At 70.5% G+C, this 20954-nt stretch carries 11 protein-coding genes and 1 riboswitch; of the genes, 3 read left to right on the plus strand and 8 right to left on the minus strand.

Features of this window, described 5'->3' with window-relative positions:
- The first annotated feature begins 93 nt into the window (after positions 1-93).
- Both MYSTI_RS24385 and MYSTI_RS24390 read left to right on the plus strand, forming a co-directional pair.
- Positions 94-1437 carry a trypsin-like peptidase domain-containing protein gene (locus MYSTI_RS24385; RefSeq protein ID WP_015350463.1) on the plus strand — a complete coding sequence of 448 codons (1344 nt, stop codon included), beginning with the start codon at positions 94-96 and terminating at the stop codon, positions 1435-1437.
- 75 nt (positions 1438-1512) lie between these two features.
- The gene (locus MYSTI_RS24390; protein ID WP_015350464.1) at positions 1513-3666 is read left to right on the plus strand and encodes a protein kinase domain-containing protein; all 2154 of its coding nucleotides are present in this window, start codon (positions 1513-1515) and stop codon (positions 3664-3666) included.
- 33 nt (positions 3667-3699) lie between these two features.
- On the opposite strand, the gene MYSTI_RS24395 is transcribed toward MYSTI_RS24390, so the two are convergent.
- From MYSTI_RS24395 to MYSTI_RS24405, 3 genes are all read right to left on the minus strand, one after another.
- Positions 3700-5622: an ATP-binding protein gene (locus MYSTI_RS24395; protein ID WP_015350465.1), complete on the minus strand. Its 1923-nt coding sequence runs from the start codon at positions 5620-5622 to the stop codon at positions 3700-3702.
- Between the two features lie 98 nt (positions 5623-5720).
- A complete protein-coding gene (locus MYSTI_RS24400) occupies positions 5721-7535 on the minus strand; it encodes a GspE/PulE/PilB domain-containing protein (protein WP_015350466.1) in 1815 nt (604 codons plus the stop codon).
- Positions 7536-7587: 52 nt separating this feature from the next.
- On the minus strand, positions 7588-7974 hold the full coding sequence (locus tag MYSTI_RS24405; RefSeq protein ID WP_015350467.1) for a VOC family protein: 387 nt from the start codon (positions 7972-7974) through the stop codon (positions 7588-7590).
- 12 nt (positions 7975-7986) lie between these two features.
- On the opposite strand from MYSTI_RS24405, the gene MYSTI_RS24410 reads away from it, so the two are divergent.
- Entirely contained in the window at positions 7987-9390 is a 1404-nt protein-coding gene (locus MYSTI_RS24410; protein WP_044281318.1) for a DUF4388 domain-containing protein, read from the plus strand.
- A gap of 1 nt (position 9391) precedes the next feature.
- Here MYSTI_RS24410 and MYSTI_RS24415 read toward each other — a convergent pair whose 3' ends face one another.
- The 5 genes from MYSTI_RS24415 to MYSTI_RS24435 all read right to left on the minus strand — a co-directional run bounded on the left by MYSTI_RS24415 (position 9392) and on the right by MYSTI_RS24435 (position 20934).
- Complete coding sequence (locus MYSTI_RS24415) at positions 9392-12463, minus strand: hypothetical protein (RefSeq protein ID WP_015350469.1); 3072 nt, start codon at positions 12461-12463, stop codon at positions 9392-9394.
- Between the two features lie 9 nt (positions 12464-12472).
- Complete coding sequence (locus tag MYSTI_RS24420) at positions 12473-16087, minus strand: hypothetical protein (protein ID WP_015350470.1); 3615 nt, start codon at positions 16085-16087, stop codon at positions 12473-12475.
- Complete coding sequence (locus MYSTI_RS24425; protein WP_015350471.1) at positions 16084-17982, minus strand: hypothetical protein; 1899 nt, start codon at positions 17980-17982, stop codon at positions 16084-16086. Before MYSTI_RS24425 ends, MYSTI_RS24420 begins: the two co-directional genes overlap by 4 nt.
- Before the next feature lie 55 nt (positions 17983-18037).
- Entirely contained in the window at positions 18038-19720 is a 1683-nt protein-coding gene (locus MYSTI_RS24430) for a TolB family protein (RefSeq protein ID WP_015350472.1), read from the minus strand.
- Between the two features lie 94 nt (positions 19721-19814).
- A riboswitch (cyclic di-GMP riboswitch) is annotated at positions 19815-19895 on the minus strand.
- A gap of 70 nt (positions 19896-19965) precedes the next feature.
- Entirely contained in the window at positions 19966-20934 is a 969-nt protein-coding gene (locus MYSTI_RS24435; RefSeq protein WP_015350473.1) for a FecR domain-containing protein, read from the minus strand.
- Between the last annotated feature and the right edge of the window lie 20 nt (positions 20935-20954).

The raw sequence follows: 20954 nt of genomic DNA on the forward strand, positions 1-20954 counted from the left end.
GCGCCTCCAGCGAATCATGGGAATGACGCCCGCTTCCCGACAGTCGGGCTGTCATTCCGTCAACAATCCGCCGAGGGTGCACGGAGGGCAGACATGAAGGCAGGAGTCATGAGGTGGGGGCTGGTGGTGGTGGCGATGCTGGTGTCCAGCGGAGCCCACGCGGACCTGGCTCGGCGGCGCGACGCCGTCGTGGAGGTCGTCCAGAAGGTCTCCCCGGCCGTCGTCTACATCGGCACCGAACAGGAGGTGGAGTCGCGCTTCCGCCGCCGCTCCCCGCTGGAAGAGTTCTTCGGTGGCATGGGCAACGGGTCCGAGCGGCAGAAAATCGAGGGCCTGGGCAGCGGCGTCATCATCGACCCGACCGGCATCATCGTCACCAATGACCACGTCATCCGGGGCGCGTCCGCCATTCACGTCGTGCTCGCGGATGGTCGCTCGTACGAGGCGGAGGTCATCGGCAGCGACGCGGGCAATGACGTGGCCGTCCTCAAGGTGGCCGCGAAGGAGGCGCTGCCCATCGCCAAGCTGGGCACCAGCTCCGACCTGATGATTGGCGAGACGGTGGTGGCCATCGGCAGCCCGTTCGGCCTGAGCAAGACGGTGACGGCGGGCGTGGTGTCCGCCACCGGGCGCACCTTCCGCGCGGACAATCGCGTGTACAACGACTTCGTCCAGACAGACGCGGCCATCAACCCGGGCAACTCCGGGGGGCCGCTGCTCAACGTGGATGGCGAAATCATCGGCATCAACACCGCCATCTTCGGCGGCGGTGCCCAGGGCATCGGCTTCGCCATCCCCGCGGACAAGGTGCGCCGCATCGTCGACGAGCTCACCCGCTTCGGGAAGATGCGCCCGGCCTGGGTGGGCATCGACACGGTGGACCTCAAGCCGCGCGTGGCCCGGCAGCTGGGCTGGGACCGGGCCTATGGCGCGCTCGTGACCGCCGTGGAAGCGGGCAGCCCCGCCGCCCAGGCAGGCGTGCGGCGCGGAGACATCGTCGCGGAGCTGGGGGGCTCCCGCATCCAGGACGCCGAGGACTTCGACACCCGCGTGCGTGGCTACCCCGCCCGCTCCGCCTTCCCCCTCTCCCTCTTCCGGGAGGGCGACCTGCGCACCCTCCAGCTCACCCCGTCCGAGTTCCCCGTGCGAATGGTGGAGTCCCTCGCCTGGGACCGGCTGGGACTCAAAGTGAAGGACGCCCGGGTGGGGTTGGCCGTGTCGGGCATCCGGGCGGGCTCCGTGGCGGCGGAGGCGGGGTTGGATCCCGGCGATATCATTCTTCGAGTGAACAACCAGCCGGTGGGCACGGCCGAGGCCTTCAAGGAAGCGCTGCTCACGGCCCGGCGCGGCCGGAGTGTCCTGTTACTCGTGAGACGGGGCCGCTACGGCTACCACGTCACCCTGCCCTTCGAGCAGGACACCGGCCAAAGCCTGTAGCACGACGTATTCGAGGGGTGACAACGGGTTCCTCGGATTTCAGAGGGGGCGCCTCTCGCACTAGCATGCGTGCCCATGAGCACCGTGCGTTACCTGTCACTGGGTCCCCTGCTCTCCGGAGCGGGCTCACGAGCCTTCCTGGGGCTCGCGCTGGAGGATGGACTCCCCCCTCGACCTGTCGTTCTCATCTGGGCACCGCAAGAGGTGGTTCAGAGCCCGGAGCTGACGGCGAAGCTGACGCGCGAGACGAACCGCGCGCTCGTCTTCGAGCATCCCAACATCCTCCGCGTGCACAGCCTGGCGGCCCAGGACGGGGGCCTCGCGCGTGTCACCGAGTTCGCCGATGGCGAGCCCCTGCGCCGCGTGCTGGAGGCCAGCCCCAAGCTGCCGCCTCCGCTGGCCGCGCTGGTGGCCGCCGACGCCGCCACCGGATTGCATTACGCCCACATGGCGGGCAACGACGACGGCACGCCGCTGGTGCACGGGGACGTGCGCCCCGAGACGCTGATGGTGTCCTTCAGCGGCCTGACGAAGGTGACGGGCTACGGCGCGCTGAGCGTGGCGCCTCGAGAGCGCGACGGGAAGCGCGTGAAGAACCGGCGCGCGTACAGCGCTCCGGAGCAGCTGCTGGGTGGACGCGAGGCCGTCAACGTCCAGTCCGACGTGTTCCTGTTGGGGTTGGTGCTGCACGAGTGCCTGTCCGGGAAGATGCCCTTCAAGGACAACGCGGACCCCGACAAGGCGACGCTCACGCGCACGCTGCCGACGATGTCGCAGGACGTGCCGCTCAAGCTGGACGCGGTGGTCCGCAAGGCGACGGCGAAGCGCGCGTATGACCGGTACCCCTCCGCGCACGCCTTCCGCGAGGCCATCGTCGAGGCCGTGGGCACGCTGCCCGCGCACACGCTGCTGGCGGACTACCTGGCCAAGCTCTTCCCGCCCGAGAACGAGGCCCGCGCCGCGCGCCGCCGCGTGATTGAAGCAGGCATCGCGGACGTGTTGCAGAAGGTCGGCGTCCCGCCTCCCGCCGTGGCGGAGTTCCTCGTCTCGGGCGTCCTGCCCCCGTCCGCGATTCCCAAGGTGTGGCCCGCGCTGCAGGGGCAGCTCTCCATCCTCGCGGCCATCTCGGGTGGCACCAGTGGTGTCCAGGTCACCGAGGTGAATGAGGCCTCGGCAGCCGCGCCCCAGGCGGCTCCGGTCGTTGAACCGGCCGCTCCTGCGGCGGCCGTCCAGGGGACAAGCACCGAGTCCGTGTCCGCGGCTCCGGGTTCGGCTGCTCCCGCTGCGCCGACGACACCTGGCGCGGAGGTGAGCACCTCGGCCTCGGTCTCGTCGACACCTGGTGCGAATGGCACGGGCACCACGGCACCGGGCGCGAGCTCCTCGGCGCCGATGCCTGTCGCCAGCGCCACGGCGGCCACCACGGCACCGGATCCGGGTGCGAACGCTCCGGCGCCGGCTCCTGGTGCGGGGGCCTCGGCCTCGCCCGTGGCGATTGCTTCGGCTGGTGCTCCTGGCGTGGCCCAGACACCGCTGGCGAACGTCTCCACGACTCCCGTCAGCGGCGCACCGTCGGTGCCCGCGTCTCCAGCGGCGGGGGCACCTCGGAAGTCCTCGCGTGCATGGGTCGTGGGTGTGGGCGTCGGCGCGGTGCTCGCGCTCGCCGGGGCGGCGGTCATCGTCCAGCGATTGCCTCCGCGCATCGAAGCGGAGCTGGAGGACGCGGGGCCTGCCTCGGTGGCGTCCGCCAACGCCTTTGATGCGGGCGCGGTCTCGGATGCCGGCTCGGACGCGGGCGCCGAGGTGATTGCCACCGGCTATCTGGACCTCACCGTCGACCCTCGCGTGGACGTGTCGTACCCCGGTGGGTTCCTCGGCCGGACTCCGTTGAGCGTGGCACTGCCTGCGGGGCGCCATGTCTTCACGCTCACCAACTCCGTGCTGGGCATCCAGATTGCCCGGACCTTCACCATCACCGCGGGCGGGCGCAACGCGCAGCAGCTCTACCTCAACAAGGCCTTCGTCAACGTGCGCGCGCCGAAGGACGCCATCGTGACGCTCGACGGGCGGCTCGTCGGCGCGGCCCCGGTCGAAGAGCAGGACGTCTACGAGGGAACCCACCAGCTCCTCGTCATCGCCAACGGTGCGCGGTGGCAGAAGACCTTCAAGATCGAAGGCGGACAGCGCATCTCGTTCGACGTCGACTTCGAGGCACCTCCGGAGGAGTAGTGCCCACCACGGGGGACGTCGCTCCCCCGTCCGTCATCGCGCTGCTTCGCCCCTCGTGCCGGAGCGGGGGTCCCGGCGCAGCAGCGCGATGACCTGGTCGATGTCCACGGGCCTCGACACGCAGTCGCTGGCCCCCGCGTCGAGGCACCTGGCTCTCGCCTCGTCTTGCGACTGCGACATGACGACCACGATGGGCAGCGCGCCGAACCGCGCATCCTTCCGGAGCGACCGGATGATCTCGTAGTCGGCCTCCGCCACCGAGGTGAGCCACAAGAGCCCATCCATCTCCGGGAAGTCCCAGAGCATCCGCAGGGCCTCGCTCGCCGCCTCCGCGTGGAGGCTCTCCAGCCCTCGCGACTCCAGGACGCTGATGAGCGAGAAGGCCTCCCGGATGTTGTCATCCACGACGAGCACGCGCCCCCTCAGCCCTCGCTCGCTCGTGGGAACCAGAGCCCCGGGCCCCGCTCCCGAGGCGGCGTCCATCGCGAGAGGGACTGTCGCCATCGCGGCGGTCCCGTTCGACACGAGCGCCGGTGACTCGGTACGGCCGAGCACGGGGATGTCCGCGGCTTCCAGCTCGACGGGTGCGCCCTTGGCGGTTCGTGCGCCCGGGGCCGCGGTCTCCACGTAGATGTCCGGCAAGTAGAGCGTGAAGGTGCTGCCGCGCCCCAGCTCGCTGGCGACGTGGAGCTCTCCGCCCAGCAAGCGCGCCAGCTCGCGGCTGATGGACAGGCCCAGGCCCGTGCCCCCGTACTGCCGGCTCGTGCTCAGCTCCGCCTGCTGGAAGGCCTCGAAGATGCGCTGAAGGCTGTCCTGCGCGATGCCGATACCGGTGTCCACCACGCTGAACGCCAGCACACCGTCGGCCCGGTTGAGCATCTCGCTCTCGAAGTGGAACAGGCCGGGATTCACCTGGGAGATGCGCAGCTCCACCCGTCCCTGGTGCGTGAACTTGAACGCGTTCGCGAGCAGGTTCTTGAGCACCTGACGCAGCCGCATCGAGTCGGTGCGCACCTTCGTCGGCAACGCCCCCACGAGGGTGACCGAGAACCCCAGTCCCTTCTGCTCCGCGACATGCTGGAAGTCACGCTCGAGGAGCGACTTCACCTCCGTGAGCGACACCTCTGCGGGCTCGACTCGGAGCTGTCCCGCCTCCACCTTGGACAGGTCGAGCAGGTCATTGATGAGGCTGAGCAGGTCGACGCCCGAGGCGTGAATCGTCCTCGCGTACTCCGCCTCCTTCGGCCCCAGCCGATGGGCCGAGTCCTCCGACAGGAGCTTCGCCAAGATGAGCAGGCTGTTGAGCGGCGTGCGCAGCTCGTGGCTGATGTTCGCCAGGAACGCACTCTTGTGCCGCGACGCGAGCGCCAGCTTCTCCGTGAAGCCCACGTTGTCGTTGAAGTCCTTCCACACGCCCAAGAGACCATCGGGTGTGCTCACGTCCTCCGGCGAGCCCTCGACGCCCACCTGTCGAGCCACGCGGTTCACCTCCCGCGCGAACGCCGTCAACCGCTCCACCATCGTGTTGACGATGTTCTTCAGCACCAGCGATTCGCCGCGGACCTCCACCGTCAACGACTGCGACAGGTCTCCTCGCGCCACCGCGCCGCTCACCCGGATGAGGTCCCGGACCTGCGCCGTGAGGCTGCTGGCGAGGACATTCACGCCATCCGCCAGCTCCCTCCACGCGCCCGAGGTCTCCGGTACGTCGACCTGCCCCCCGAGCCGCCCCTCCACGCCCACCTCATGCGCGACGCGGGAGACGGATTGCGTGAGCGAGGTGAGCCGCGCGGCGCCCGCGTTGAACGTCTCCGCCAGTCGGTCCATCAGCGGATGGGTTCCAAGGACAGGCACGCGACGGGAGAAGTCGCCCTGGTTGGCGGCCTCCATCGCGGCCAGGAGCTCTCGCAGCCGAGCCTCCTCCGCTCCCGTCCACTGGTTGCCGTCGTCTTCCAAGGCTCGCTCCCGTGAACCCACGCCCACCTTCGCGATGGGCCACACCCGGTCCCACGACGTGACCTCGTCCCTCTTCTACCGAGCGCCTCGAAGGAGACCTACGTTCCCTTGCGGCGCTTCATCATCGCCTCGTACGAGCGGCCCACGCTCTGCGAGAGGATGAGCAGCTCCCCCACGTCGGGAGGCGTGAGCTGGTCCGCCCCGTTGTCGACGTAGAGCAGGTGAACGACCTTGCCTCGGACGAGCAACGGCAGGATGACGGCCGTCGTCGGGAAGCCGCCCCCCAGCAGCTTGTAGAACACGGCCATCGCGCCATCCCTGCGGACGGGGCCGATGTAGTGCGAGCGTGTGTCTCGAACGAGCCGGAACGTGCTCTGCTCTCGAAGCGCCACACCAATGCGCCGCACGGAGGACTCGCGAACACCCGAGCCCATGCCGTGCCAGCCCGTCACCAGACTGCCCTGGACGGACAGGAGCAGGTTGCGGCGCCACTTGCCCGCGGCGAAGCGAAGCACCGTGCGAGCCACGTCCTCGCGGTCCAAGCTGCGGGCCAGCTCCGCCTGAGCCTCCGCGAAGGACAGCGGAGAAAGAGGCGCCTCGGGCGGAGGGCTCGCCACATCGGGCACGGGAGGCGGTGCGGATGGGCGACCACCGAGACCTGAAGCGGACGGGCCCGCGAGCGGCCGCGCACCTCCGGCTGGAGGTGGAACCTGTGCGGCGGGATGTGAGGGCTGCGCACCGGCATGAGCGCCCGGCGCCATGGGCCCTGCTCCCGGCGGCACATGCGCACCGGCATGAGCGCCCGGCGCCATGGGCCCTGCTCCCGGCGGCACATGCGCGGCGGGCTGCGCACCGGCATGAGCGCCCGGCACCATGGGCCCTGCTCCCGGCGGGGGCCGCGCGGCCTGCGCACCGGGCGGAACTCCCTGTGCCGAGGGCCCTGCGCCCGACGGAACCTGTGCGGCCTGCGCACCGGGATGAACCTGCGGGGCCCTCGCCGCCGCCTGCTCGGCCGAACGCTGTGCCGGCGCCCCTTGCTGCGCTTGAGCGGTCGGAGGCGGCGCATGAGCCACGGGCGGTGGCTGCCCACCGCGTGCGTGTGCGGCCTGCGGCTGCGAAGAAGCAGGGGGCATGTGAACCGCGGGCGCCAGGGGCCTCGCCTGCGCGCCAGGCGGGGACACAACCGACGCTCCCGCATGTCCAGGCACGGGAGCGGCCCTGCCCGCTCCGGCGGTCGGCTGCGCACGCCCCGGAGCGAACTGCCCCTGCACCACGGGGTGAGCGTCCGAGACCTCGACCCCCGTGATGATCTCCTCCTCCAGCTCGACTTCATCGTCCGCGCCGCCACTCAGGGCCTGCGCGTAGAGCGACTGGAACTCCTCCTCGCTCATCAAGTCGGGAGCCTTCTCCCGCGACTTCACCAGCTCCGCTTCTTCTTGCGAGCCCGGCTTCGGACGCGGCCGCACCGCGTTCATGTCGATGGCCCGCAGCGGACGAAACGCCTTCGCGTAGCGGCGCAGCAGTTGGTTCATCCGGAACTCGGGGATGACCACCGGCACCACGCGCTTGCCCGTCTTGAACGCAATCGCGTCCAGCGTCGTGAAGTCATGCGGGTTCACCACCGCGACGCTCAACCGCGTCGCATCCACCCGCATCGGCAGCAGCTCCTTGTCATCCGCCTGGTTCGTCGGCACCAGCTCCAGCGCCTTCGCATCCGGAACCATCTCTCCCGAAGCGAATGCGCAGTTGAGCAACGTGCCCAGCGTCCGAGCCAGGTCCGCCTCGGACACGAGCCCCAGCTCCACCAGGTTCGTCCCGAGCCGGCCGCCGTGCACCACCTGCGCCTCGAGCGCTTCTTCGAGCGCAGCGGCGGTGACGAGGCCATCCTTCAGGAGCTGTTCGCCCAGGCGCATGCCCGGCTTGTAGCCGCGCCCCTCCCACTCCGCAAGCGCACACCCCCCACCCCTAATCCTCCGGATGGTGACTGAGCGCGACCCGATTCCCCTCGGGATCTCTCACGTACACCGTCCACCGCGTCTCGTGCTCCAGCGGAACACCCTGCCGGGCAAATTCGGACACCACGGTGTCTCGCTCCGACCTGGCAATCCGGAAGGCCAGCATCAACAAGCCGGGTCGCTCGTGCCGGAACGGCCCCTGGTCCGGCTCGCCCCCCGCCGCCTCGATGGCCAGGAAACCACCCCCCGGCACGCCCACCCAGATGCTCCGCAGCGAGCCATCCGGCCTCGAGTGCCGGGTGAGCTCGGGAAAGCCCAGCAAGTCCCTGTAGAAGGCTGTCACCCGCTCGACGTCGCGCGCCTGGATTGCCACATGGTGGAAGCCCTGAACGTTCATGGGCGCAATGCTATGGTCCGCCCGCCCATGGCGCGACTGCTCATCGTCGAGGACAACCACGAGCTGGCCTCTCTCATCGTCTCCACGGCGCAAAGCCGAGGTCACGACGCACGCGCCGTCTACACGGGCGAGGCCGCCCTGGAGGCGCTCAGTCCCGGTTCGAAGTGGGACGCGGCGCTGGTGGACCTGCTGCTGCCCGACATCCGAGGCAGCGAGGTGCTCGGCGCCCTGCGAGCCCACGGCATCCCCGCCATCGCGGTGAGCGGCGTCTACAAGGGCGACCGCTTCGCCCAGGAAGCCGTGCAGGTCCACGGCGCCCGCGCCTTCTACGAGAAGCCCTTCGAGCTGATTCAGGTCCTGGAGGCGCTCGAGCAGGCCGGCGGTGTGGCCCCCGCCCCCCGAGCCGCTCCCCCGGTCGAGGACGACGACGCGCCCGATGCGCTGCTCGACGACGTGGACCTCATCGTCCTGGAAGAGCTGATGCCGGACCCCGAGGACTCCTCGGACACGGCGGCCCCCATGCAGGCCATCCCCGACTCCGCGCCACTGCCGGGTCTCGAGCACGAAGAGGCCGCGCTTCCCCTGCCCTTCGCCCATCGCGAGAAGGTGTGGTCCGGCGCCGAGCCCACCCCGTCCCCCGCTCCCGCCAAGGGCAAGCGCGCGCTCCCCGAGTGGTCTCTCGCGGGCAACCTGCGCGACACCTCCGTGGCGAGGCTGCTCAACGCCTACTACGAGTCGCGACACCACGGAGAGCTCAAGCTCCAGCAGGGCTCCATCCTCAAGGTCGTCTACTTCGAGTCCGGTCACATCGTGTACGCGGCCTCCAACCTCGCCAACGAGCGCTTCGGGCGCTTCTGCGTGCGCCGGGGCGTCCTCACGGAAGAGCGGCTCGCGGACATCGCCGCGTTCGCCAAGAGCGAAGGGCTGCGCACGGGCGAGGCGATGATTCGCCGGGGCGTGCTGGACGCCGAGCGGCGAAAGCAGCTCCTCGAGGAGCAGGTCCGCGAGCTGCTCTGGTCCACCTTCACGTGGACGGACGGAGCCTACGGCTTCAGTGCCATGCGGCCTCGGCGCACGGACCTGGTGAAGCTGTCCGTCTTCCCCGGCAACCTGATTCTCGAGGGCATCGAGAAGACGGAGACGCTGGTGGCCCTGCGCCAGCACATGGGCCACGGACGTCGCTTGTTCCCCACCGCGGACCCGCCGTACGGACTGCACGAGCTGAAGCTGCAGGGCCCGCAGGCCTTGCTCCTGGCCTATGCGGACGGCAGCAAGACAGTGGAGGACCTGCTCGCGCTCACCGATGTGTCGGAGCGGCAGGCCCTGGCCACGCTGCGCGGACTCGAATTGCTGGGCGTGCTGGAGGAGCGGCCGGAGACTCCCAGCCGCCGCCACCGCATCTCGTTCGGACTCTGACTCAGGCCCGCGCGCCGCCACCGCGACGGCGGCGCAGCAACCGAGCCACCGCCAGCAATCCCATCAAGGCCGCGCCCGAGCTGCCCTGTGAACAACCACAGGACGACGGCGTCTCGCCACGCGCGGGCCCCGCCACGGGCACGCCGTTGAGGAACACCTCACCGCTGAAGCGCGGCGACGACAACAGGCGAGGCCGCGCCACGTACGTCAGCGTGCTCCCGCCATGTGCGGGCAGCGACAAGCCCTCCACCTGGAAGCCCCCCTCGAGGGGCTGCGCCACCATCGACTGCCCCGCGAGCTTCACGCTGCCGGGCACCAGGTCCAGGCCCTCGAGCGACTCCACGAAGCGAAGCCCCGTCACCGCGCAGGCCGTGGTGTTGCTCAGCTCCACCACCACGCCCACCAGGCCCGTCTCCTGACCCGACACGGCCTCCGAGGAGTGCGCCACGTCGACGAAGGGCTCCGCGATGATGGGCACCGAGTGCCGTCGGACCGCGCGGTTGCCACCGCCTCCATCCGCGGTGACTCGCACCGCCACGGACTCACCCACCAGCTCCTGCAGGCCCGTCTCGCGTGTCTCCAGCGTCACCTGCCGGCCCGCGAGCTCGACGTGTGCGAGCGCGGGTCCCCCCTCCTGTTCCCAGGAGACCTTCACGTCGGTGCAGGCCTCGGGCGGAATCACCTGGGTGAGCGTGGCCGACGCACCCGCGCCACAACGAGCCACCAGCGCCTCGCCGTCCAGCTCTCCCAAGGCCACCGGGCGCGCCGCCGCCGTCAGCGTCTGTCGGGCGCGTCCCGCTTCGATGGGCGGAGAGCCCTCCGCGAACAACTCCCCGCGCACCGTGAACGGCGTGTCCGAGCACACCGCCGGAAACTCGAAGGCCCACGCGCCGGGCACGGAGACGACGTCAGAGGCGAGGAGCGTGCCGTCCGAGGACTCCAGGAACATGCGCGCCTTGAGCGAGTGCGCCCCCGGGCAACGCAACGACGTGCCGAGCCGCGCCTGCACGTCCTTCTCGCCCTCGGTGTGCAGCAGCATGTCGAGCTTCGCGGAGGACACATCCTCCGGCACGAAGTCGACCTCCACTCGCACCAGGGACTCGGGCCCTTCCAGGATGCCGCCACCGCTGGCCGCCATCCGGTTGCGGACGCTCAACGTCACGCCGCCCCCGGTGCAGGCCGTCGAGGACACCTGGAGCAAGGGCGAGGACACGGGGGAGGACAGGTCCACGGCGCCGCCCGAGGCGTTCTTCACCGTGAGCCCCGAGGGAAGTCCCGGAGTGCCATCCGCCAGTCGCCACACCGTCTCCACGACGGGCAGACCTTGGGTTCCATCACAGGGGTGAAGCGACTCGGGACGAAGCTCCAGGCTGCCGCCCGCGGGCAGTCGCCGCACGGCATCCGGCACGAACGGCGCCGAGGGCTTTCCCCACGGTCGCACGTCCACCGTCATCGTCGTGGGCAACGAGAGCTGTCGCCCCTTGTCGAGCGCCTTCACCGAATAGGTGTAGCGCGCGCCCGTGGACGAGCAGACGAAGGCGGGAGGCTCGAAGGTGGCGCGCCCGAGCGGCCCCTTCTGCAACGGGGGCTGCCCCGGCTCGTCGCTCCAGGTGTAGTCCACGGGTGCGCAGGGCCCCGTGCCCGGAGACGCGGTGAACTCGATGGGCGCGCCCCCCGCGGAGGTGATGGCGTTGAGCGGAGAGACGACCGGAGGCTTGGGCCCTTCGGTGTTCTCGATGCGCACCGTCACCGTCGAGCGCTGGTCGTGAGCGGCCAGTCCATCCGACGCATTCACGAAGAACTGCGCCGTCGTCGGCTCGCAGACCTCCGGCGCGGAGAGCGAGAGCGTCACCCCATCCACGCGGGGCGTCGCGTCGACGCTCAACAGCGAAGGGGGCGTCTCCACCGAGACGCGTACGGCGTCGAAGTCCGGGTCCGACGCGGAGATGTCCAGGGTCCGCAGGGTCCCTTCGTTGATGGTGACCGGGTCCGGAATGGCCGCGAACTGGGGCGCCGCGGCGTTGAAGTAATAGAAGACGTTCTGCCCCTGGTTCTTCAGGGTGATGACGCAGAAGGTGGAGTCCACGCAGGACACCTGGTCGAACGGGTCCGTCACCGGCAGCGAGGCGTTGTCGAACGCGGGATGCACGCGCCACTGCGTCCCCGCCTCCGCCGCGCTCGCCGCGGGCACGGCGCCCAGCACCACGGGCTCGCCCCCGTTGCGAGACCCGACGGCGAGACCGAAGCCCGTGCCCTTGCCGCTGCCCTTCTCGGTGTTCACATCCACCGACTTGATGTCCACCGCGCCCATGCCATCCAACGGCACCTTCACGAAGGGCGTGAGGTGCGTCCCCATCGGCGAGGGCTGGAGCTGCCCGCGAAACAGCCCATCCGCGTTGCCCATCAGCGCGATGGGATGGGGGCCGCTCGTGGGGATGAGGTCCACCGTCTGGGCGAGTCGCGTGGTCAACGACGCGGGCACGCTGACCTGCGCCTCGATCTTGTCGTCGCGAAACCAGTACATGTTGGGTGGACCGATGATGACGATGAGCGCGTGAGGAACGTTCCCCGCCGTCTCCGTCACCCCCATCACCGCGGTCGACCGCTCAAAGGCCGAGTCCCGGACGACTCGGCGCCAAGGAAACATCGGCGTGCCCGAAGGCGTCGCGCTCAACACCTGGAGCCCCGTGGGTTCGCCCCCAATCACCACGTAGCTGGTGCCTGACGCCGTCTGCATCAGCCGGCGAATCCGATATTCCCCAGGGGCATCCGCGAAGAGCGGACCACCGGGCAGACACGCATCCTGGCCGAAGACCGTTCCGTCCGGCCCCACTCCCGCGAAGCAACCCGACGACAACAGCAACGAGCCGACCCCGGGAGAGAAAGGCACCTGGGCCACCGGCACCTCGTCGATGTGCAGCTCCGCCCCCGTGGAGTGCGCGATGGCGACTGTTCCGGGACGCCAGGCCTTCACGTCATAGGGCTCGCCCGTGACGGTGAGCCCGACCTTCCATTCCGCGGACGCCACCGTGGACAGACCCACACAGAGGCAGATGACGATGCCGGCGCGCACGCAATACTCCTAGTAGGCGAGCTCCGCCCTCAAGTAGAGCCGGTCCTCATTCTCGGACGACTCGGAGGCCAGACCCAAACCGCTGAAGCCCAGCAGTGTGTACCCCACGGCCATTCGGAGCGTCTCATTCATCCGATATGCCACTTCCGCCCGGACCGCGGTCAGCCGCTCTCCCGAGGGAGACGAAGTCCGACGGGCCAGCTCCGCGGCGACCTCCAGGCCGCCCACCACCCGGACAGACGGGCGCACCGTGCCGGTCCACACCCACCGCGCGGAGTCCTTCAGGCTGCTGCGCCCCGCGTGCAGGCCCGCGCCCACCGCGAACCTGTCTCCCAGCCGTACGGCCGGCATGAGCGAGAGGATCTGCAGGGCCCGCTCACCAAACGCGGCGCGAGTGCCCGGCAGCAGCTCCCGCGTGACGGCATAGCGCGCCATCACCAGCCACGGCCCCGGCCTCCACGCCACCGCCGCGAAGCCCTCCAGCAGTCGGGCTTCCAACACGTCGTCGTTGAGCGTGCGAGCGAAGTCCACGCGGCCGGAGGCCGTCACGTCGCGAAGCAGCTGCGCCTCGGCGGCCAGGGCCACCACCGTCTGGAGGCGGTCCACTTGCGCGGAGACTCCACGCTCGGGTGTGCCCTTCTCCCGCCGCAGCTCCACGCGTCCTTCCAGGCGCAGCCGGTCGGAGAGCCACTGCCCGAAGACTCCGCCCGCGTCCCGCCGCAGGGGCGGGTTCACATCCAGGAGGCTGCGAACCCCGCGCTCGTAGCGAGCCCCCACGGTGAAGCCACCCGGCACCGTCTTCTGGAAGCCCACGGCACGCGACAGGCGCACGGAGTTGGCGTCATGCAGGCCCACCTCCTCGACGAAGAGCGCCGTGCCGCTGTCGGGCAGCTCCGTCCTCGCGCCCGTCAGCGTGCGCCCGGCGCCGAAGTCCGGCCCGTCCACGTCCACCGAGTATCCGCCGTAGAACACGTCCGCGCCGCGCCGCGACTCCACGTTCGCCCACGCACGAGGACCCAGCTTCGGACCCCAGCCGCCTCGCGCCAGCACCCGCGTGTCCCGGTCCAGCTCCACGTCCACGCCCGCCGCGGTGAACGTGTCGTTCATGCGCCCGGGCCCCGCGCCATGCAGGGCCAGCTTCTGCCGGTGCGACGCCTGCAACCAGAGCCCGTCGAACAACTGGTAGCTGCCCGCGACACCCGCGGAGGTGCGGCCTCCCGAGAGCGCATCCCCCTGCCCCACGACCTCGGCCGCCTTCAGCCGTGAGTCCCGGGCCTCCACGCTCACGCTCCAGGTGGGCTCCTCCCATCCCACGCTCACGCCCACGGTGCTCGCGGAGAAGGGGTTGTCCACGAATGGCTCACGCGGGTCCGCCGAGCGGCGTCCATCCGCGAGCAGCGACAGCCGCAGCTTGCCCACCGGCTGACGCACGCGCAGCGAGAGCTGTTGGAAGCGAGCCGCGTCCAGGTGCGCGCCATCCGAGAAGCCTCGCTCGCGCCAGCGATACGACGCATCCACGGAGCCATCGCCCCAGGCGCCCGGTCCACGGACTCGCAAGCCCAGCGCCTCACCGCCGGTCCCCAGCCCCGCGCCAGGACGCAGGAAGCTCAGGCCGCCATCATCGGAGACGCCGAACACGCCCACGTCCACGGCCGTGCCGCGACTCGAAGCAGCCTCCGCCTCCAGCGCGTAGGCCCCCACCTTCGCCGAGGCACGTCCTGAGTAGAGCGTATAGGGCCGGCCCTCGCGCCCCTCTCGGACTCCCGCGAGGCCCAGGTGGACTCCCGCCCACTCGGCCCACAGCTCGCCGCCTCCCGAGTCCTGCGTGCTCGCCGCGCGCAGCGCCGCGTAGTCCGCCACCAACACGGGCTCCGGAGACTGCGTCACCAGGTCCGTGCGCAGGAAGGTCTCCGCCGCGAGGAAGGAGAGCGGACGCGACAGGAGGATGCGGCCGGCGAAGTAGTCGATGTCGTAGTCGCGGCCTCGCACCAGGTGCCGCTCCGCCAGGGGCAGGCCGGTGACGCCGTCTCGCACCTCCACGCGCAACAGCTCCGAGCCCTCCGCCACCGACACCGCGCCCAGGTAGTAGAGGCTGCCGCCCGTCGCGCGCAGCTCCTCGTGCGCGGGAACCGCCGACAGCCCCCGCGTCGGGTCCGAGAGCGCGCCACCAAATGCGTCCACGCCCACGCGCGGGAGTCCCGGGTCCGAGCCGTCCGAAGACCTCAGCTCCGCGTACGGGCCGAAGAGCGGCCGGTGGTAGCGCCCCACCTCCCGGTCTTGAATCAGCGCGCGATAGGTGCCCAGGCCCGCGCGTCCGAACTCCGCGTGCCGAGCCTCCACGCGCAGCCGCGCCTCTGTCGGGTTGGGCGTCAGCGACACCGAGTCGTCGCCCCACTCCTCGGGCGAGAAGTCCGGGTCCGCCGCGCGCTCGAAGCGCTCGGCGACACGAGGGCGCAGCCAGTCGGGGAGGTCCGCGCCTCGCAGCGTGCGGCCATCGGTGTCACGCAGGTCCAGCTCACCCACGATGTCCACGGGCCCCAGGCGCGCTTCTCCGTGCGCGGTGCCTCGGCCTCGGAGCTGGAAGTCTCCGCCCTCCAGCAGGTACGCCAGCTCGACGTCCAGGAGGCCCACGGCGAAGGGCCGGGGCTCCGCGAGGACGTCCAGCGACAGCTCGCGCGGGCTCGCCTCCGGCAGCGCGAGGGCCAGCGGCACGCGGTTCAACCCGGAGCGCAGCGTCACGGGAACGTCCACACGGCCCTCGGCGCCGATGTCGAAACGCGCGTCCTCCGGCCCCGTCACCTTCGTGCCCGGCGCCGCCTCCACCGTGATTCGAGTGACCCCTGTCGCCGCCGCCTCACCGCGCGCCGAGGGCAGTCGCAGCGTGGCCACGAGCTCCAGGGCCCTGGGCACCACCAGCCAGCCTTCCGCCCGGCGCACCACGTCGATGCGTTGGTGATACAGGCGAACCGTGCCATCGCGAGCAGTGGCGGTGAGGGACAGCATGTTCTCACCGGCGATGAGCGGCACGAGCGCGCTCCATGCGCCCGTCGCATCCACCTCCGCGCTCACCTCGCCGACCCGGACCTCGTCTCCCTCACCCGCCTGTCCCGCGACGCGGAAGCGCACCGCGTCCTGGCCGGAGACCACGTCGGCCTCGGGGGGCTGATGCGCGTAGGAGAACCCCAGCGGACGGGCCTCACGGTTGAGTGTCCGCACCGCGAAGTCCTGGAGCACCACCGCGCCCCACGGAACCTCCACCGTGGCGGCCTCCGGAGTCACCTGACTCGCACGAGGCAGCGTGCGCACGTCCACCTTGAGGCGGTGACGCCCCGGCCGCAGATGAAGTCCCCGCGTGGGGTCTGGCGTGCGCGAGTCCACCCCCGTGAGGTGGAAGCGCCCTCGAGCGTCGGTGCGAACCTCGCGCCCCGTCGCCAGCACCAGGCGCACGTCGGCGAGCCCCGGCTCATCGGCACCGCACAGCCCGTCGCCATTCGTGTCCTGACACACGCGGCCCGCGAGCGTGGATGCAAGCGACGGCACATCCATGGGCACACCCTGTGCCGCGGCCATCCCCGTCCACAGCAAGGGGCTCAACACCAGCACCCACGCCACCGTGCGCGTCATGGGCGCACCTCGGCCAGCGCGGTGACACCCGTGTCCACGTCCGCCACGGAGACGCTCACCGGGCGCTCGGCGCGCACCGTGAAGGACGTGCGTCCATCACGCGTCTCTTGTGCCTCGCGAGCGCCACTCGACAGCGCGACATGCACCTGGCGCCCGTCCAGCACCTTCCCGCTCGCGTCCTCCACCCAGTACGTCACACGCGTCCCGTCCACGAGGAGCCGCACGTTGACGGGGACCGAGGGCGCCACACGAACCTGCCGAGAAACGGCTTCGGGAATCCCAGGCGCATCCAGCGGATACGCGAGCCCCGCGTCGCCCAGGACATGGAGCGTCCTGGCCAACCCCGTCCAGACGCCATGCGATACCAGATGCATCCCCGGTGACAGTTGTCCCAGTGACACCGTTCCATCGGGCCCCGTCGTCACCGGGTGCCCATCCACGCGCAGCGGCTGCGAGGGCACCGGCAGTCCCGCCAGGTCCGACACACTCGCGTGCAGGACGCCATCCAGGCGCCACACGGAGATGCGCGCGGGCTCACCACCAGCGGGGCCCCAGGCCCGAGCCCTCAAGGTCACCTGCTCTTCTCCCCCCGAGTCCGGCGGGTGCCACGTGCTGGTGGACTCACCGGGCGAGGACTCCGCGGGAGGCGTGAAGCGACCCTCCGGGGCCTCGAACGACACCATCGCCCCCGGGCGCGGGCGGCCCAACGCATCACGCGTGAGCACCGTCAAACCCAACCGCCCCCCCCGATGCACCAGCGAGTCCGACACGGACAGCGTCGCGTCCGTCACCGGCCCCTGCACGAGTTGCAGCGCCAGCCCCTCGCGAGAGCCCGCGCCGCGCTGAGGCCACGCCGCCTCGATGTGCTCATCTCCCGCCAGCGAGCGCGGCGCGGTGTAGAGCCACTCCAGCATGCCGCCCACCGCGCGCGACGGGCCCTTGAGTCCGCCATGCCGAGCCTGCGCCGTCACCTTCGCGTCCTCGACGGGCTGACCCATCGGGTCGCTCGTCGCGCACAGCAGTCGCGCGCGGGACACCCCATCCGCCGGGAGCCGCTGCGGCTGAAGCACACACGCGAGCCCATCCGTCGGAGGCAGCATCAGGTCGATGCGCTCCCGACGCAGGTTCCCCACGCGGTCCATCACGAGGCCCTGTCCGAAGCGATGCCCCGGCGGCACGACGATGGGCAGCCGGAAGCGGCCATCCGGCCCCGCCGTCACCGGGCCGAAGCGCTCACCCGCGATGTCGATGGAGATGCGCGCGTCCGGCTCCGTCGTCCCCGGCAGATTCACGGAGGCGGCCAGCGGCACGAGCACCCGCCCATAGGCCCCATGCACCGACTGGGGACTGGGCCACGCGGAGAACGCGACCAGGATGGCCACCTCGGGATGCCGCGTGTCCGGCAGGATGTAGCGCGCCCGGTACATGCCCGGCGCCACGCGCTCCAGGCCCTCCACCTTGCCGGTGCTGACGCGAACCACCGGCGGCGCGCCGCTGTCATCGGCCGTGCCATCCGGCCGCAACAGGCTCACCGTGAGCACCGCCTCCTTGTCCCGCCCCTTCACGGGCGCGGCGGGCTCCAGCCCCAGCTTGACCTCGGTGGCCGGCGGGCCGAGCACGAAGCGCGCCTGGGCCTCCAGCCCCTCCACCCGCGCCCGCACCACCACGTCGCGCGAGCCCGGCCGCGGCACGACGACGAAGCCCGCCAGCGGCGGCTGCGCGTGACCGGGCCGGACGTCCGCGCCCTCGGTGGAGAGCATGGGGGTGCCCAACAAGGGCACCGGAGCACCGGATGCGTCCTTGCGCACCACGGCCACGGGGAAGCCCTCGGGCGTCACGGCGGACGAAGGTCCCAGGACCTCGAGCGTGTCGGCCCAGGCCGAGACGGCACACACGCACAGCAGCAGCAGGGCTGGGGGAGGGAGAAAACGTTTCAGGACGGCACGGAGTCTACAGGGCCCTTCCGCTCCGCCGAAGTTTGTTCCGCCTCACCACCCCGAACTCACGCCGAGGACGCATCAGCCACAACGCCACCAGCACCAGCCCCGCCGCCGCCAGCGAGCTCCCACCCGCGCTGCAACCCACACCCCGCTCCGACTCCTCCGGGACAAAGGTCACGACTGACACCCCACCGAAATCCAGGGACATAGGCGCCACGTGCTCCCCAGGGATGCGCTGTGCGCCCTCCTCCGCCGGAGCCTCCGCTTCCACCGCGCCGCACTGCGACGCATTGCCGTAGACACGAATGCGGAACGAGCTTCCTGCTTTTCCGGAGATGAGTGACGCCAGCCAGGTGTTTCCCTTCAGGGTGACGTTGCGAGCCACGAGCGACACGGTGGGCTTGAAGCTGGACGGGTCGACGATTTCAGCGCCATCCAGCCAGACCCAACCCGACGTGGCGCGCTCGCCGCTGTATCCATTGTCGACACACAACACACCGGCGCCCCGGCCGTAGAAGCCCAGGGACACGGCGTTGGGCTGCCCCGTGGTGCGAGCCACCTCCAGCGCCGCCAGCAGCGGCGTCTTGCCGGGCTGCAAGCACACCGATTCCGGCGTGGGCGCCGCCTCACCTTCCGTCGCCGCCGCGTCGACACACGGGTTCCTGCCCGGCAGCTTGAAGGTGAAGGCGTGCACGTTGTAGTCGCCGTTCTCCCGCGCGGTCCACACCACGCGCACGGTGCCGTCCTCGCTCACGCTCAAGTCGTTGAGGCTCTCGTCTCCCGGCGCATCGGTGAGCCGATACAGGATCTGCGTGTCCAGGTTGTAGAGCGCGATATCGAAGTGGCCCCTGGCCGGGTCCTTGCGCTCGAAGGCAATCAACGAGCCGCTGATGCTGGGGTTCGCATCGATGCCCGGCAGGGCCAGGTGCTGCTCGGTGCCGCCGTTGACGGACTTCCAGTAGATGTCCCGGTCCGAGCCCCCCTCCGCCATCCGCGTGCTCGCGTAGACGACGAGGTCTCCGTTGGTGTCCGGCTGGGACTCCTCACCCTCGCTGCCCGTGAGCGCCTGCGAGTAGAAGCCCGAGCCGCCCCAGCGCGCCTGCCAGACGTCGCATCCCTGCCCCGCCGCATCGCACTTGGCCCAGACCACCGTCTTCCCGTCGGGGGACACCGAAGGCGTGCGGTCCAGCATCCGGTCATTCGTGAGCCGGGTGAGCGAGGCCTTGTCCAGGTCGTAGACGGCGATCTCCGGCTCCAGCGTGCTGCCGGTGTAGCCGAAGTCCTGCCACGCCACCGTGCGGCCGCCGACCACCGCGGACCTGCGGCTGCTGCCCGCCTGGGGCGCCAGCTCCACCGGGGCCTGCCCCGAGGACACGTCGTACGTGAAGATGGCGCTGGAGGTGCTGACGCGGGTGAACACCACCGTCTTGCCGCTGACGTCCGACACGAAGTCGAACGCGCCGCCGTTGGGGATGGCCTGGTCCGTTCCCGCCACCAGGTCGTGGTAGCGAATCTCGCTCTGACCTCCGGACTCGCTCGTGTAGGCCACCAGGGCCCCACTCACGTGCGGGTCCGTCTGGTCTCCCGGGCCGCCATTCACCAGCTTGGAGACTCCCGAGAGCTCACCGACTTCTGGAGCGGCGCCGGACAGTGCGGGGAGCAGACACGTCACAAGGGCGAGAGCACGTGGCATCGGCAACCACCTTCCGAGGGGGGACTCCACAACGACAGACCCATGGCCCGCACAAGGCGCAGTGGGCCCGGAATCCACCCCGGAGCGTGCTTCCCACGGCAACCACGGCCGGCCGGACTTCAGGCCCCGCGGCTTTGCGCACCAGCGCTTTCGCCCTGGATTGCCCTTGAACAGGAACAACTGTGGGAACGAAGTCTAGGAAGCCCCTCCCTCGAGGGTCAAGCCGCTCGCCCGCATGCCTGCTCTCAGTGCGCGCCGTCGCTGGCTTGATTCCAGATGTCCGGGTCCGTCTTCAGCGAAGGGGGCCGCGTGTCGACGATGAGCTCCGCCTTGTCGCGTTGCTCGACGCGCCCGACGCCCACCGCTCGGACATCGATGGTGTTGGAGCCTTCCTTGAGCTTCACCTTGCGCTCGAAGCGTCCGTCCGCGTCTGCAGTGACACGCACATCGTTCACCTGCACGCGACTTCCGGGAGATGTCTGCCCGCGAACAATCAGGTCCTTCTCGCGGCGGGTGCGCTCCGAGGGCCAGTCCACCTTGAGCAGCAGGCTGGTGGGGACCGGGGACGGCTCCGAGGGGGCCTGACCGGGGCGAATCACGGACTGCTGGCCGGCGCGGACGATGACGACCTTGCCCTGGCCCACCAACGTCACCTCGCCCTCGCGCGTGCCCACCGCGACGGTGCCCTCGCCGTTGCTCGTCATGGTGAAGGCACCGGCTTCTTGCAGCTTCGCCACCGCGTCGCTCTTCGCGGCCTTCACCTCGAAGGTGTGGCGCTTGCCGGAGCGGACGATGGCGGTGGCCATACCGTTGGCGAGCCGCACGCTCGAGAGGGTCGGCTTCAGGTCCTCGACGGACACCTCGGTGCCGGGGTCCATGCGGAACTCCACCACCTCGCCGCCGATGAGCACCGCGTACGAGCCGTCGTCCGTGCGCACCTTGTCATCACGCCGCAGCGCCATGCCCACGGAGGCCTTGCGCCAGGAGCCGTCGCCTTCCTTCACCTCGACGGTGCCCGTCACCTCGGTGAGCTCCAGCTCCAGGGCCTTCTCCTCCTCCGGGGGACTCACGGGCGCCACGGGCGGCGCGGGCGGTGGAGGTGGCGGCGGTGGATGGTGGAGGAAGAGGAACCAGCCCAGCGGCAAGGCCGCGAGAATCAGCACGAGGCCGACGTAGAAGGGCGTCTGGCGCCGGGTGGGGCGGGGCTCGGCCATGCGACTTCCTAGCTATCACA

This window comes from Myxococcus stipitatus DSM 14675, from assembly GCF_000331735.1.
GTDB lineage: Bacteria > Myxococcota > Myxococcia > Myxococcales > Myxococcaceae > Myxococcus > Myxococcus stipitatus.

Coding starts and splice junctions, on each gene's coding strand:
- MYSTI_RS24385 (WP_015350463.1), top strand. CDS start 94: ATGAAGGCAGGAGTCATGAGGTGGGGGCTGGTGGTGGTGGCGATGCTG.
- MYSTI_RS24390 (WP_015350464.1), top strand. CDS start 1,513: ATGAGCACCGTGCGTTACCTGTCACTGGGTCCCCTGCTCTCCGGAGCG.
- MYSTI_RS24400 (WP_015350466.1), bottom strand. CDS start 7,535: ATGCGCCTGGGCGAACAGCTCCTGAAGGATGGCCTCGTCACCGCCGCT.
- MYSTI_RS24405 (WP_015350467.1), bottom strand. CDS start 7,974: ATGAACGTTCAGGGCTTCCACCATGTGGCAATCCAGGCGCGCGACGTC.
- MYSTI_RS24410 (WP_044281318.1), top strand. CDS start 7,987: ATGGTCCGCCCGCCCATGGCGCGACTGCTCATCGTCGAGGACAACCAC.
- MYSTI_RS24420 (WP_015350470.1), bottom strand. CDS start 16,087: ATGACGCGCACGGTGGCGTGGGTGCTGGTGTTGAGCCCCTTGCTGTGG.
- MYSTI_RS24430 (WP_015350472.1), bottom strand. CDS start 19,720: ATGCCACGTGCTCTCGCCCTTGTGACGTGTCTGCTCCCCGCACTGTCC.
- MYSTI_RS24435 (WP_015350473.1), bottom strand. CDS start 20,934: ATGGCCGAGCCCCGCCCCACCCGGCGCCAGACGCCCTTCTACGTCGGC.